Raw genomic sequence first — 13,160 nt, 5'->3', positions numbered from 1 at the left:
TGCCGAGGGTCAGGCGCAAAAGGAAGGCGTCGGCGTGACGCAACCTCCTCGGGGGCTTGTGCATGTAGAAGACATGAACTCCGAGATCATCCACGCCCCGCCCGGTTCTCCGGGCGCCGAGGGGTCGGCCGACATAGTCGTGACCGAGTTATTCCGCGCCCACCGGCTTGCTCTTGTGCGGTTGGCGTTCCTGTTGGTGGGTGACCAGGAGAGCGCCGAGGACGTGGTCCAAGACACGTTCGCCGCGGTGTTTCGCAGGTGGAGCAAGCTGTCCGACCGAGGGGAGGTGCTGCCGTACCTGCGCAAGGCCGTGGTCAATGGGTGCCGGATGGTCCTGCGGCGCAGGGCGATCATCGGGCGGTTTCGCGGTCACCGCGAGATTCCTTTCTGGTCGGCGGAGGCGGCGGCGTTGCTGGGGGAGACCCGCCGACAGGTGTTCCTAGCCGTCCGGGCTCTGCCACGACGCCAGCGCGAGGCGCTGGTGCTGCGTTTCTACCTGGACCTGTCAGAAGCGGAAATCGCCCAGGTGATGGGGGTCAGCCGCGGAACGGTCAAATCGACGACATCCCGGGCGCTGAAAGTGCTCGCCACCCAACTGCAGGAGGAGCGATGACCCGAAACGTTGAAGATCGACTCCGCGACGCTTTCACCGCAGGTGCGGAACTGGTGTCGCCGGAGAGCCTGGGGCCTGTCGCGGTCCGCCCGCGTCGGGGCCTTCGAGGGCTGCCGGTGTTGGCAGCCGCGGCGGTCGCCGTCATCCTCGCCGTGGTCGCGCTCGTCTCCAAGGAGATCGCCGTCCCCACCCCCCCGTCTCCTTCCGTGCTTGCGCCCTCTGACGGGAACGAGGCACTGCGCCGGCTGGCCGCCCAGGTCGCACGGTTGCCGGACGACCGCGGCGCGTACTGGCGCAGGTCGCTGGTGAACGACCATCTGATACGGGTACAAGCCGGTGGACGAACCTTCAACGCGTGGGTGTCGTCGAGGACAGAGCTTTGGCTGCCACGCGATTCCAAGGACCCTGTACAGACACAGAACGGGGAAACGGTCCTGCGCCCTGCAACTCCGGCCGACGAGCGCGCCTGGCAGGCCGCCGGATCACCCGTCACGGTTCAGCGTGTGTGCGCACCCGGCACGAAGGAGGCCGACTGCGTGAAGCTGCCGATACGTGCCGAGACCAGGGACTGCCAGTACACCCACGAGGTCACGCCGGATCACGGGCCCGGCGCACACCCGCTTGGCGGGTACACGCTGGCCGAGATTTCGGCGCTGCCTGCCGATGACAAGGGGCTGCGGGAGTGGCTGCGTGCCCGCTGGGAGTCCCGCGAGGCCAAGACAGGGCAGGAACTGGAGGAAGCCATCGCCGATTCTCATTTCCTGCTGGCGATGCCCATCAGGCCGGCGGCCCGGGCCGCCGTCCTTCGCCTGCTCGCCGACCTGCCGACGACCAGCGTCCGGGGGCCGGCCAAAGACCCGCTGGGCCGCGGCGGCCTCGCCGTGGACTTCAACAAGGACATAAAGTCCTTCAGGGAGTTCGGCGAGGACGACGAGGTGACCGAGGACCACACGACCATCCTGAACCCGTCGACCGGCGAGATCCTGGCCAAGGTCACGAAGGCGGGAGAGAGCACCGTGGGCCTGTCCAAAGGTGAGATCGCGGCGTCCGAGGTCTGGACGTCCGTGACAGGCTGGACCGACGACCGCCCGAAGCGCCCCGGAAACTGTCGCCGCCTGTAGCGGGTCACGCAGGCCGGCGCGGGCCCCGCCTGCGCGTGGCGGCCGCGGTGGCGATGTCGCGCTGCAGGCGGCGCTCGGCGGTGCGCACTTCCCACGCGCGGTTGCGGTGAGCCTTGCTGCAGTAGGTCGGGGGCCGGCCGCGCCCGGTGTGGGGGACGGGTCGGCCGCACCAGCCGCAGGTGCGGCTCTGCGGGGTCCCGGAGCAATCGCGGAGCTGCAGGCGATGACGGACTTCTTCGCCGAGCCCGCGCCCGAGGATCTCGATGAGGACGAGGATGAGGACGACCTGGACGGCCGCGCCGACTACGACTGGAGGGCTGCCTTCCTCGCGGCCATCGACCGCACCACCGGGGCGCGGCTGACCGGCGAGTGGCTGAAGCAGCCGCATCCCTACGTGACGGTCCGCATGCCCGACGCGATCCGCTGATCCCTGAACGGCCAGCGCCCGGGTTGTGCAGGCGGGAAGTGATCATCCTCTCCTCGGGAAGTGATCTCCTCAATCCCTCTTGCACCCCAGGCAAGCCCTATTTGCGAAGACCCCGAAGGGGGCATCTTGCGGGATGCCCCCTCTCTCCGAGAGGCGGCCATGCAGTCACGGACCTACCTGTACGACCTTCTGGTCTCGACGATCTTCACCGAGGGACTCGATGAGGACGACCTGTGGATGCTGGGATTCAACGCCCTGTGGATCAAGGGCGCGGACCTCGACACCCTCGCCCCGGCCTTCCACCTGGACCTCGCCACCCGCACCCCCTGCTACCTGAGCGAGATCCTCGACCACCACCTCGACGACGGCTCCCGCTGGGTGGCCGAGGTCAACGGCTGGATTGGCATCGTGCCGGCGCTCTTCGACGATGACGCGTCTCTGCTGTCCGTCACCCAGGGTGGCCGTCAGGCTCTCAGCTTCAGCATGAACATCCACGGCAGGGAATACTTCAAGTACGCCCGCGACGGGCGCATGATCGTCTCCTTCGAGCCCAACTGGCCTGATCGGTGGTTCGGCGATGATCCACATGCGCTCGACCACCTGATGGAGGGGCTGCGCTTCCAGATCGCCGATGACGACGTCGACCCCGTGGGGGCGGACGAGGGCGTCAGCTCCACCTTGGCGCTGATCGGGCGGATCACCGAAACCGACATCGCCACCGATTGGCTCCAGGCGCGGCACTCGCGCATCAGCGACCCCTCCTGGCACCCACCCATGCCTTGAATGCAGGGCTGGTTGGGAAACGATCATCTTCATCCTGGGAAGCGATCAACGATTCCCTGACTCGTCCGTAGGTCAGGGCCACTCGTGAACACCCCACCCAGGTCGATGGCCGTTACCAAGAGGTTGGTAGCGGCCATCTGCGTTGCTGGGTGACTAACCGAGTGACTACGGGCTCTGATCAGTGCCGGTGAAAGTCCTCAAGCGCCAGCACGACGGCTGTGACGAGGCATCCCAGCCCTATACCCACCAGCGCGATCACTGCTGATGCCGCGCCGTCCCATGCTCCGCCGAGGATTCCCAAGGCGGCGCCCAGGATGAGGAACAGCCAGCCGGACGAACCCACGAACTCCGCCGCGGCGGGCTCCTCGTACACGCTTCAATGATCATCCTTGGATCGGGAGGAGGTTATGGGGTGATCATGTGTTCCTCCGTCCGCGCGCCGAGGAGCAGCGACAGGACGATGTACGCGTGCAGGGCGGTGCCCTCGGATGCCTTGCGGATGGCTTCGGCCTGGTCCAGGGTGAGTGACTTGGAGGGCCGGCCTTCCTTGCCCTTCGGGATCTCGCAGAGCAGGACCACGCTGCGCTTCACCTTGTCTCGGGCTTGGGCGCGGGAGATCGAGCGGACGAGGATCGAGCGCAGCTCACGGAGAGTGCGGGTGCTTAGCTCCTTTGCCTTGTCGGCGAGCCAGCGGTCCACGTCGTCCGCCGTGAGATCGACCAGTTTGCGGGCGCCCAGGGCCGGGATGATGTGCCTGTTCGCACGTGTTCGGCGGCCAGTTCGGCGATGTGCGTGAACGAGCCCACGGCGGCGATGACGGCCAGGACCACGACGGGCGCGGAGTTCAGCAGCGTGGCGCGGATGTGGCCGGCCCGGGCTCTGGTCATGGCGCGGGCCTCCTTCCGGGTCCAGGCATGGGTCGGGTAGGGACGTGGCCGGATGGGGCTCGGGCCAGGCCGTTGGTGGTGTGGGTCAGGCGGGTGCCGACTCGGGGAGCAGGGCGTTGAGTTCGTCGTGGGTGACCGGTTCGACGGTGGTGGTCACTTCGGCCCAGGTCGGCGTCAGGTCCGCGTACGTCTCGGCGGCGTGTTCGGCCTGTTCCTCGGTGACGTACACCGAGGGGGCGCGGTACCAGCGGCCGTCCTCGCCGATCACGATGGCGGTGCCGGGCATGTTCGCTGGGATCTGCCGGGAAGCGACCAGGGCGGCCGGGTCGGCGTCGCCGAGGGTCATGTTCGCGGTCTCGGGGTCGTTCACGCGGTGGCAGACGCGGCCGGAGAGCTGGGAGCGCAGCGCGGTGACGCCGGGGCCGAGGTCCGAGCCGACCCGCTGACCGCAGACGAACAGGTAGACCCCGAAGGCCCGGCCGAGTTGGGCGAGCCGGAGGAGTTGCGTCGCGGTCTGCGCGACCTCGTCCTTCTCGCCCTTGTGGGCCATCAGGAACAGTTCGGCGACCTCGTCGACCAGGACCACGACCGGGACGGGTCGCAGGGTTTCGGGCAGCCTCCAGATGTTGCGGACCTTGTGGTCCCGGCAGAGCGCCATACGGCGTTTGACCTCGGTCATCAGGTCGTTGAGGAGGTGGCCGCACTCGGCGCGTTCGGTGGCGAGGGCGGTCAGTCGCTTGCTGTACGGGGTCAGTTCGACGCCGCCCTTGAGGTCGAAGCCGACCAGCGTGACCGGTTGGGAGGCGAGGCCGGTGATCAGGGCGTTGACGAGCGTGGACTTGCCGGACTGGGTGGCCCCGGTGTTCAGCCAGTGCGGCACGGGGGTGAAGTCGAGCACCCACGGGCTTCCGGTGTCGAGGACGCCGACGCGGACCCGTAGCAGGCCGTGTTGCGTGCGAGGACTTGGAGTCAGGCCGCCTTGGCGCTGGTCTGGGTGGTGCCGGCGCGCAGGTAGCCGGCCGTGGCGTTGTTCGCGCTGGGGTTGTTCTTGTTGACCCAGGCGTCGGTGGGGATACCGCCGCCGAACCATTCCGAGGCGGCCGCGATCGTCACCGGATAGGTCACCGCCGGGTCGGCCAGGAACTTCTCATCCGGGGTGAACACCAGCTCCGAGGACTTGCCGGAGGTCTCCACCTGGGCGGTGACCGGGGAGCTCTTGCCTTCCTCGGGGGAGGCTTCCACCTTGGCGTCCGTCGCGGTCAGCACGATCGGCGCCGCTTTCGGCTGGCCCTTGGTGTCCTTGAGCTGCGGCAGCCCCTCGGCGCTCTTGCCGAAGGTGGTGCCCTTGGGCAGCGTGAGCGGCAGCCGTACCGTCACCGGGCCGTCCGGCTTGCGCCGGAAGACCACCTGGGAGACGAACCCGTCGGCCAGGGCCAGCACGACCAGGTCGGTCCCCGGTGCGATGGCGTCGGGGTAGGTGATCGTGCTGCCGGAGATCTTCGGCTCCGGCAGCGCCCGGCTCACGCTCAAGCCGATCTTGCCTTCTTCGTCGGCCGCCGATACCAGGCTCGTCGTTCCGCGCCCGCCGAAGGTCAGTGCAGTTTTGACCCGCGTGGCCTGCAGCTTGCCGTCGCGAGTCACGATGCGGGTGTCGATGGGCTCCCATGCGCCGCTGACTTTGTTCTTCAGCTGCACGGGCCGGGTGTGCAACTCGGCTCTGAGGTTCTTGCCGTCGGGCTCGGCCCAGACCTTCATGGTCTCGGTGAACCGGGCGGGGACCTCGACAGGCTTACCGGACTTGGCAGCCTTACCCCATGCGGCCTTGAGGGTTCGGTCCGAGGGATCGCCTGATGGTCGCGTCGATGCGGAGGTCGGGGTGGGGGATGGTGTGGGGTTCTGGGCCATCGCGGGTGCGCTCACGAGCGAGAGCGGCAGCGTTAAAGCCGCGATGAGGGCAGCGCGGCGGCGCGTCCGGCCGGATAAGCCGGACGCTGATCGGCGTGTGTTCACTCACAACCTTTCGAACGCATGTGGCAAACCGGTTGATCGTCACATAAGGCATAACTAAAAGTAAAGATCGTTTTCGGTAACGGGAACGAGATGCTCCGTGATCGCCAGGCGCGCGGAGTCCGAAGCGCCCACAAATGCTTCGACAAGGGATAGTCCGGACAAGGCGTCATCACATACGACGAGCCGCTCGCTGATCGCGTGGTGTTAAACGCGAGCACCGAGTTCCCCGGTCAGTCCATGCTGTCGCGCGCCCAACGTGTGCCACCCCCGGGAAGCGTGTCAACCATCAAGCGAGACCCGACAACGCCCTGGGCAAAGGGTGGTTCAAACCTTCCCTACGGCATCAAGCCGCCGCCACAACGGACGCAACTGCAGCCCCGAAGCTGAACAGGGCCAGAGCCAACCTCGCACGACGTGTTACCGTTGCTTGCCCCCTCAAGCGGTGCACAAGGGCGCCCGAGGCATAGCCGAACTAGTGGGAGGAAGAGGCGACCTGGGGGCAATCGCACGCCCGTAGCCCACGTTCGGGGTCCTGAATAATCCCCACTGGACCTTGCAAAAGCGCCTCCGGCGGGGGCCTCCGGCACCGAGGTGATCATCGTGCGCGAGCTGAGGTCGGTGGGGGGTTGAGGGCTGATCACCTCGCACACCGTCGACCCAGGCAAGCCCAGCAGACCGGCTCCTCCGTATCAAGCTCGGCTCTGACCGTTGGCATCGAATGATCGAGGAACGGCGACCGGCGAGCGTACACGCGAAGTCGAGCTTGACACTCCGTCCCCGGTCCGCTGCCGCATCGCGGTGGGTCGACGGCGTACGAGGTGATCAGAGGAGGCGTGCTGGCGGCTATGGGGCACTTGTCCGATGGCTCTACCTGTCTCGCCTCATGCCGCGGCAACTGTTAATTGTAAAACATGGCCTCAAGCATAAGGGTGCCATCGTTGAATTCTTGCACCATTGCCTCAATGCTTCGGCTACCAACCTTCTTGCCTACCCGTGCGACGCATGCGCCGCAGGTATCGCTGGGTAGTGGCAAATCAGCCCAACCGGCGGAATGGAATTTTTCCAGCACCTTGTTGGGGGGAACGTTAGAGTCCAGATCGTACGCTATCGACGCGCCTCCCTCTGGTTCAGAGTCGCAGGCGCTGCTCTCTCCAAGCGTTAACCGAACATCGGGTGCCAGAAGCGGCCCTACTTCTCCTGCCAACTGCTTGCTGTCGAGTGCGTCTTTCTTGTAGCACTCATCCAGTGCTTTACGAAAGGCGGTGTCATCGTAATTTCCACACCCGGGAATAATCGCTACGGTGGCGGCCAAAATCAACGTTAAGCATATCTTCATTAGTAAGCCTCCGTGGGAGCCATAGCGCGAAAGTGGCCTAAATATATGGAGAGGTAGATGCCGCCATGCTGGGGACGCTTGTATACGTATTTGGGAAGATCGTAGATGTGTGCGCGTGGTGGCGCTACCTCATGCCGCTACGCCGTCTACCGGGCGGCCTCTGACAGCAAGGCCATCCAGAGCGCCCAATCTTCCTTCAGGGGCGAGGGAGCGGTCTCTTGGATCTCATGGCCATCTTCGAGCTGGAGGATGCGACGGACGAAGGCTTGGCCGCCGCCGCTGCACAACTCGTACACCGTGGCGCGGCAGTGACACGTCCAGGCGATCACCCTCGTCCGATGAAGGCGGAGGCCCGAGGGATACCACTCCAGGCGCACATGGCTACTCTGCGGCATGGCCACATGCGGACTGAGGCACCGGTCAAGGGCAGTTGAGAACGTCTCGCGGGGAGTCATGTCCGCATGTTAAGCAGGGAAGGCTATAGCGCGCTATAGCGCGCCGTCCATCGCCATGGCACGCAACAGCTTCCTATGGTGCTGAGGTGGTGGAGTTGAAGGCGAATCAGCCCAGGTGGCGGCAAGTGCACGCGATCATCGCGGAGCGCATCCGCACCGGTGAGTACAAGCCGGGCGAGCGCATCCCCTCCCTGGTGGCCCTCATCGAGGAGTTCGGCATCGCCAACGCCACCGGCCAGAAGGTCATGCGCGCTCTGCGAGCTGACGGCTTGATCCGTACTGAGCCAGGCATGGGCAGCTTCGTCACTACCCTCGAGGAGCGCCAGGCGGTCGGGGATTAGCGATCTGGTGACAGTTCACGAGATCCCGTCTGATCACCCCTGCCTGGACCTTGAACCGGCCGGCCAGGTCCTGGCGGAACTTGTCGAGGTGGTCGAGGTCGCCTTTTGTGCAGGGTGATGGTGTGTGGTGGCAGATCTTCGGCAGTTCGACGGTCTTGTGGTCCGGGGGGGCGGGGGCAGGGCGCGGGGTTTGGCCGCTGGGTGGGCCGCTCGCTGCCAGGCGTCGGGCACGGCCTCGGGATCGTCTTCTCTCGGGTTACGTGTCGACGGGCGAGGCGGAGGAGCCTGAGCGGTACGCCGCCATCGCTCCCGCGCTCAGCCGTTCCCTTGCCTGAATCACGGTGGTTCCGCGCTCGCCAGGTTCGGCCTACGAGCGCGGAACACCGGCTCTAACCGCGCTTGGCGGCCGGCCAGCCGTGGCCCCAGCCGCCCTGCACCATCGTCTGGAACGCCCACCCGTCCTCCGTGCGTACCAGCAGGTCGGCGTAGTGCATGCGTTGCCGCTGACCCTCGATGGTCATCGTGGCCTCGGTCTCGACGACGACGAGGTTCTCGCTGATGAAGCGGGGGGTGCGCGTCGACTCGAGATCGAGGCCTGCCGTACCTCCGCCCATGGCCTCCTTCATCGCCTCGATGTACTCCTCCCGCGTCCACTGCCGCACCGCGGCGTGGCCGCCGGGCACGTCGGTGGCCAGGTTCATCGGGAAGACCGCCAGGTCCGCCAGTTCCTCGATCGCGCCGCGGTCGGCCAGCGCGTCGTACTCGGCGAACCACGCCTCGATGCTCTTCAGTTCCTCGGCGGACGGCTGATACATGGGTATTCCTCCTTGTTGTCGTGGGGTGGCAGTGGTCATCTGCCGAGCCCCCGATAGGCGCGGATCGAAAGGGGTAGAAAGACGGCGGTCAACAGCAGGGGCCACACGATCGCCGCCTCGGCCGCGTGCTGGGCCGCGAACGAGGCGCCGCCCCAGCCCGGGCCGCCGAACAGATCGCGGGCCGCGGAGGCGGTCGCGGTCAGGGGGTTCCACTCCGCGACGGTCCCCAGCCAGGACGGCATGGTCGCCGGGTCGATGAAGGCGCTGGACAGGAAACCAACCGGCCAGACCAGGATCTGTACCGCAACCACCGACTCGGGCCCCTTCACCGTGAGTCCGAGGAAGATGCCGACCCACAACAGCGCGAAGCGCAGGAGCAGGAGCAGGCCGATGGCGGCCAGGGCGTTCTCGGCTCCGTGCTGCCAGCGCCAGCCCATGGCCAGACCCGCCCCGATCAGGAAGGCGAGCCCGATCACCGCGTTCATCATGTCGGCGAGGCATCGGCCCAGCACCACCGCCGATGCGCTCATCGGCATCGATCGGAACCGGTCGGTGATGCCCCTGGCCGCGTCGGTGGCGACGGCCAGCACCGTCGTCTCCAGGCCGAAGGCCATCGTCATGGCGAGGAGGCCGGGCACCAGGAAGTCGACGTAGCGGCCATCGGGCACGGTGATGGCGCCGCCGAAAAGACCGGCGAACATGAGCAGAATCATGATCGGGAAGGCCCAGCCGAGCACCACCGCTCCCGGCTGCCGCGTCCAGTGCGTCACGTCCCGTCGTGTGATCGTCCACGCGTCGGTCACCCACCACCTGAGCGCCGTCATGCCGTCACCTCGTCTCGTACGGCGTGTGGCGCCGCGCCGGTCAGGCGCAGGAAGACCTCGTCCAAGGTGGGGCGGCGCAACGTCACGTCGACCGGTTCGACACCAGCCTCGCCCAACGCCGTCGCGACCCGCATGAGCGCCTTCGTCCGCTCGGTCACCGGCAGGCTCAGCCGGAGCCTCCCGGCGTCCACCTCGACCCGCGTCGCATCCTCGCTGAGCGGTCGCATCGCCTCCAGTGTCCGGGAGAGCATCGCCTCGTCGGAGACGACGATGTCGATGCGGTCACCGCCGATCGCCGATTTGAGTTCCTCCGGCGTACCCTCCGCGACGACCCGCCCTGTCGCCAGCATCGAGACACGGTCGGCTAGTTGGTCGGCCTCCTCGAGATACTGGGTGGTGAGCAGAACGGTCGTGCCGCCGTCCACGAGGTCGCGGATCGCATCCCAGACCTCCCGCCGCGCCCGCGGGTCCAGGCCGGTCGTGGGCTCGTCGACGAAGAGCACCGCCGGTGAGACGATCAGGCTCGCGGCCAGGTCGAGCCGCCTGCGCATGCCGCCGGAGTACTTCCCCACAGGCTTGCCTCCGGTGTCCGCGAGCGAGAAACGTTCGAGCAGTTCGTCGGCGCGTTGCCGGGCTCGCGTCGCGCCCAGGTGGTGCAGCCGTCCGACCATCTCCAGGTTCTGCCGCCCCGTCATGATCTCGTCGACGGCCGCGTACTGCCCGACCAGGCCGATGCTGCTCCGTACCTGCCCGGCCTGCCGCCGCACGTCGTATCCGGCCACCCTCGCCTCACCCGAGTCGAATCTGAGCAGCGTGGCGAGGATGCGGACCGCCGTGGTCTTCCCCGCGCCGTTGGGCCCCAGGAGGCCGCATACCGTACCGGCCTCGACCCGAAGGTCGAACCCGTGCAACCCGGCCGGCTCCGCCGCGCCCGCATAGCGCTTGCGCACGTCGATCGCCTCGATGGCGAGCTGATTCCCGTCCACCGTCCCCCTCTCTCAACAATCTCCGTACACCGTACCGTACATCGTACGCGAGTGGTCAAGCGATCCAGAGGGGATCACCTTGCTCGTATTGCCAATGAGCGGAGGCCCGGGCTCCGGCTGGGCCGTGACGATGGCGGTGAACCCGTCCGGGCATGCGGGCACCTGGCGGGTCACGTTGGCACGCAGGACCAGGGTGTCGTTCGCGGTGAGATGGAGTTCCAGCGTGGCGCCGCCCTGCGTGGGGAGGTCGGCGTGGTCATGACGCCGGTTGGGGTTTCGGAACGGCGGGCGTCGGCACCCGGGATGAGTGTCATGGATCTGCCTTTCACCGGTTCCGCTTGGCGTGGATCGTGATCATGGCGCGGCTGTCGAACGACCTGGTCGCGGTGAGGGTGAAGTGGGTCGGTTGGCAGGGGCGGTTGAAACCGGCAGGCCGGAGCCGATGACCACCGGGTAACGCTTGATGACCTTCGTCGATCTCGTCGATGAGCTGGGAGGCGAGCTTGCCCGCCGCCGCAGAGTCAGATGTCCGCGCCGTCCCGGCTCTTCAGGTCGCGGACCAATGCCGCCGCGTCGCCGTAGACGATCTCCACCTGCGGGTCGGGCGAGGGTCGACGTGCGGGAGAACACGGCCGGCTGTGAGTGATCACCTCTTATGTGGGAAACGATCATCCGGCAGTCGGGGAGCGATCTTAAGGCGGGCCCTGTCTTGCCAGGTCATCCCAGCTGGTGAACACCCTTGGTACACGTGCTGATCCGGATTTGACCCTTACGTTGCGTCAGGCACCACGATGAACGCATGACCGACTACTACGAGGCATTTGATATCAGCCCCGTCCCTCCGCCCGGGCCCGACGCGACGCCACCTGAGATATACCGGGGCATCTACGGCATGCCGACGTTCGTCACCGTGCCGACGCCGGACCTGGCCGCGTCTGTGGATTTCTGGACCCGCGGGCTCGGTTTCATCGACCTGTTCACGGTCCCGGGCCAGGTCACGCACCTTCGACGGTGGGCGTTCCAAGACGCTCTGCTCGTCCCGACCGGCGCCCTGCCGGCCCCTTCGACGGTGAACATCGGCTTCAGTTGCGTGCTGAGCCAGGTCGACGAGATCGCGCAGGCGTGCACCACACTGGTGCCGGGATGCACGACGGGACCGCGACAGACTCCGTGGAACACCGTAGAACTGGAGGTCATCACGCCGGAGAACGCTCGCGTGATCATGACTGCGGCCCGTCCCCTCGACCTCGACAGCGCCGAGGCACGCTACCTCGAAGCAAACGGCTTCACGCTTCCCCAAGGGTGAAAGCGCGCATGTCAGACGCGCGTGTCAGACTCGACAGGGTGACCGACACGGCGATTGACGATGCCACGGGACCCGGCGGGCTGACTGTCGGGGCCGCGGCATCGCACGTGGAAGTCACCGTCCGCACCCTCCATCATTGGGACGCGATCGGGCTCGTCCGCCCGTCCGGGCGAACCACCGGCGGTTACCGGCTCTACTCCGCGGCCGACGTCGCACGCATCCACCGGGTGCTCATCTACCGCGAGCTCGGCCTGTCGCTCGATGACATCGGTGAACTTCTCGATGCTCCGACGGTCGATGTGACCGTGCCGCTGAGACAACAGCGCGCCCAACTCCTCGATCGCATCTCTCGCCTGCAGGCAATGGTCGACGCGGTCGATCGCATGATCGAAGCAGCGCGCACCGGCATCCTGCTCTCCGCGGAGGAACAAGTCGCGATCTTCGGGCAGCGCTGGAAGCCGTCACTGGCCGCGGGCGCACGTGACCGGTGGGGCGACACAGCTCAATGGGCGCAGTACGCCGAGCGCGCCGCGGGCATGGCCCCCGAGGACTGGCAGCAGATCGCCGACAACATCACAACGCTCGAGCACGACCTGGCAGCAGCCAAGCGCGCCGGCGTCAGGCCAGGCAGCGCCGAAGCCAACGCCCTGGCGGAACGACATAGGGCCTCCATGGACGCGTACTTCGACTGCACCCTTTCGATGCATGTTTGCCTGGGAAGGAAGTCCGCCGCCGACCCTGGCTTCACGGCCTACTACGACGCAATCGAGCCAGGCCTGACCATCTGGCTCCGTGACATCATCGACGCCAACGCCCGCGATCGAGGCATCGACCCGGATTCGGCGACCTGGACCTGACGCACCCACTGTGGCGCCGGCGTTGGCGGTGATGTCGCACACGGCGCTGGGAAACGATCAACGTTCACGTGGGAAGCGATCTTCAGACTCGCCTGTTCCGCGAGGTGATCGGCTCTCGTGAACACTCCACAAGATCAGAAGGCCGGTCGGCATGGGCAGGAGTTGTCGGTTATCGAGACCAGAGGGTGGCGTCTCCACTGAGGGGTCTGGGGCTGGAGTCAGCGGACACGGCACGAGCTCTGTTGCTGTGGTCTCGGGATGCGGGCGGTAGCGGTTGAGCGTTGTGGAGATGTGTTCGTGGCCGATCAAACCGGCGACGTCGTTGACCGGGACGCCTTCGGAGACGAGCCAGGTGGCTTAGCGATGCCTCAAGTCGTGGAACCGTAGCCCTTCGCCTGC

General features: G+C 66.7%; 16 protein-coding genes. 8 read left to right on the top strand and 8 right to left on the bottom strand.

Features of this window, described 5'->3' with window-relative positions:
* Positions 1 to 73: 73 nt before the first annotated feature.
* From FHU36_RS08335 to FHU36_RS08320, 4 genes are all read left to right on the top strand, one after another.
* On the top strand, positions 74 to 613 hold the full coding sequence (locus FHU36_RS08335) for a SigE family RNA polymerase sigma factor (protein WP_185083171.1): 540 nt from the start codon (positions 74 to 76) through the stop codon (positions 611 to 613).
* Entirely contained in the window at positions 610 to 1,734 is a 1,125-nt protein-coding gene (locus FHU36_RS08330; RefSeq protein WP_185083170.1) for a hypothetical protein, read from the top strand. Before FHU36_RS08335 ends, FHU36_RS08330 begins: the two co-directional genes overlap by 4 nt.
* Positions 1,735 to 1,957: 223 nt before the next feature.
* Positions 1,958 to 2,161, top strand: a complete 204-nt coding sequence (locus FHU36_RS08325) for a hypothetical protein (RefSeq protein WP_185083169.1) — start codon at positions 1,958 to 1,960, stop codon at positions 2,159 to 2,161.
* A gap of 159 nt (positions 2,162 to 2,320) precedes the next feature.
* Positions 2,321 to 2,944, top strand: coding sequence for a DUF6461 domain-containing protein (locus FHU36_RS08320; RefSeq protein WP_185083168.1), 624 nt, complete (start codon positions 2,321 to 2,323; stop codon positions 2,942 to 2,944).
* A 178-nt stretch (positions 2,945 to 3,122) separates the two neighbouring features.
* Here FHU36_RS08320 and FHU36_RS08315 read toward each other — a convergent pair whose 3' ends face one another.
* Positions 3,123 to 3,317 carry a hypothetical protein gene (locus FHU36_RS08315; protein WP_185083167.1) on the bottom strand — a complete coding sequence of 65 codons (195 nt, stop codon included), beginning with the start codon at positions 3,315 to 3,317 and terminating at the stop codon, positions 3,123 to 3,125.
* 32 nt (positions 3,318 to 3,349) lie between these two features.
* A complete protein-coding gene (locus FHU36_RS08310; protein ID WP_221495807.1) occupies positions 3,350 to 3,643 on the bottom strand; it encodes a hypothetical protein in 294 nt (97 codons plus the stop codon).
* Between the two features lie 93 nt (positions 3,644 to 3,736).
* On the opposite strand from FHU36_RS08310, the gene FHU36_RS45505 reads away from it, so the two are divergent.
* A complete protein-coding gene (locus tag FHU36_RS45505) occupies positions 3,737 to 3,871 on the top strand; it encodes a hypothetical protein (RefSeq protein WP_281394162.1) in 135 nt (44 codons plus the stop codon).
* A 45-nt stretch (positions 3,872 to 3,916) separates the two neighbouring features.
* On the opposite strand, the gene FHU36_RS08305 is transcribed toward FHU36_RS45505, so the two are convergent.
* The 3 genes from FHU36_RS08305 to FHU36_RS08300 form a co-directional block, all read right to left on the bottom strand.
* Complete coding sequence (locus tag FHU36_RS08305; protein WP_376774142.1) at positions 3,917 to 4,804, bottom strand: FtsK/SpoIIIE domain-containing protein; 888 nt, start codon at positions 4,802 to 4,804, stop codon at positions 3,917 to 3,919.
* Positions 4,801 to 5,841: a hypothetical protein gene (locus FHU36_RS44215; protein WP_246501998.1), complete on the bottom strand. Its 1,041-nt coding sequence runs from the start codon at positions 5,839 to 5,841 to the stop codon at positions 4,801 to 4,803. Before FHU36_RS44215 ends, FHU36_RS08305 begins: the two co-directional genes overlap by 4 nt.
* An 898-nt stretch (positions 5,842 to 6,739) precedes the next feature.
* Positions 6,740 to 7,177 (bottom strand): hypothetical protein, encoded by a 438-nt coding sequence (locus FHU36_RS08300; RefSeq protein ID WP_185083165.1) that lies wholly within the window; start codon positions 7,175 to 7,177, stop codon positions 6,740 to 6,742.
* 541 nt (positions 7,178 to 7,718) lie between these two features.
* Between FHU36_RS08300 and FHU36_RS08295 the strand changes: the two genes are divergently transcribed.
* Positions 7,719 to 7,973, top strand: a complete 255-nt coding sequence (locus tag FHU36_RS08295) for a GntR family transcriptional regulator (protein ID WP_312891492.1) — start codon at positions 7,719 to 7,721, stop codon at positions 7,971 to 7,973.
* A 389-nt stretch (positions 7,974 to 8,362) separates the two neighbouring features.
* On the opposite strand, the gene FHU36_RS08290 is transcribed toward FHU36_RS08295, so the two are convergent.
* The 3 genes from FHU36_RS08290 to FHU36_RS08280 are packed head-to-tail and all read right to left on the bottom strand — an operon-like array spanning position 8,363 to position 10,598.
* Positions 8,363 to 8,788 (bottom strand): nuclear transport factor 2 family protein, encoded by a 426-nt coding sequence (locus tag FHU36_RS08290; protein WP_185083164.1) that lies wholly within the window; start codon positions 8,786 to 8,788, stop codon positions 8,363 to 8,365.
* 35 nt (positions 8,789 to 8,823) lie between these two features.
* Positions 8,824 to 9,612, bottom strand: a complete 789-nt coding sequence (locus FHU36_RS08285) for an ABC transporter permease (protein ID WP_185083163.1) — start codon at positions 9,610 to 9,612, stop codon at positions 8,824 to 8,826.
* Complete coding sequence (locus FHU36_RS08280; RefSeq protein WP_312891491.1) at positions 9,609 to 10,598, bottom strand: ATP-binding cassette domain-containing protein; 990 nt, start codon at positions 10,596 to 10,598, stop codon at positions 9,609 to 9,611. Before FHU36_RS08280 ends, FHU36_RS08285 begins: the two co-directional genes overlap by 4 nt.
* Positions 10,599 to 11,397: 799 nt before the next feature.
* Here FHU36_RS08280 and FHU36_RS08275 point away from each other — a divergent pair.
* Both FHU36_RS08275 and FHU36_RS08270 read left to right on the top strand, forming a co-directional pair.
* A complete protein-coding gene (locus FHU36_RS08275) occupies positions 11,398 to 11,904 on the top strand; it encodes a VOC family protein (RefSeq protein ID WP_185083162.1) in 507 nt (168 codons plus the stop codon).
* Between the two features lie 38 nt (positions 11,905 to 11,942).
* Positions 11,943 to 12,761, top strand: coding sequence for a MerR family transcriptional regulator (locus tag FHU36_RS08270; protein ID WP_312891490.1), 819 nt, complete (start codon positions 11,943 to 11,945; stop codon positions 12,759 to 12,761).
* The last annotated feature ends 399 nt before the right edge of the window (positions 12,762 to 13,160 follow it).

Origin of the sequence: Nonomuraea muscovyensis (assembly GCF_014207745.1) — a bacterium.
GTDB lineage: Bacteria > Actinomycetota > Actinomycetes > Streptosporangiales > Streptosporangiaceae > Nonomuraea > Nonomuraea muscovyensis.
The sequence above is the reverse complement of the archived record's forward strand: the minus strand, read 5'-3'. Positions and strand labels throughout refer to the sequence as shown.

Bases quoted from the DNA above. Each gene is read 5' to 3' on its own strand.
- FHU36_RS08335 (WP_185083171.1), top strand. From the start codon at position 74: ATGAACTCCGAGATCATCCACGCCCCGCCCGGTTCTCCGGGCGCCGAG.
- FHU36_RS08290 (WP_185083164.1), bottom strand. From the start codon at position 8,788: ATGTATCAGCCGTCCGCCGAGGAACTGAAGAGCATCGAGGCGTGGTTC.
- FHU36_RS08320 (WP_185083168.1), top strand. From the start codon at position 2,321: ATGCAGTCACGGACCTACCTGTACGACCTTCTGGTCTCGACGATCTTC.
- FHU36_RS08285 (WP_185083163.1), bottom strand. From the start codon at position 9,612: ATGACGGCGCTCAGGTGGTGGGTGACCGACGCGTGGACGATCACACGA.
- FHU36_RS08330 (WP_185083170.1), top strand. From the start codon at position 610: ATGACCCGAAACGTTGAAGATCGACTCCGCGACGCTTTCACCGCAGGT.
- FHU36_RS08300 (WP_185083165.1), bottom strand. From the start codon at position 7,177: ATGAAGATATGCTTAACGTTGATTTTGGCCGCCACCGTAGCGATTATT.
- FHU36_RS08275 (WP_185083162.1), top strand. From the start codon at position 11,398: ATGACCGACTACTACGAGGCATTTGATATCAGCCCCGTCCCTCCGCCC.
- FHU36_RS08325 (WP_185083169.1), top strand. From the start codon at position 1,958: ATGACGGACTTCTTCGCCGAGCCCGCGCCCGAGGATCTCGATGAGGAC.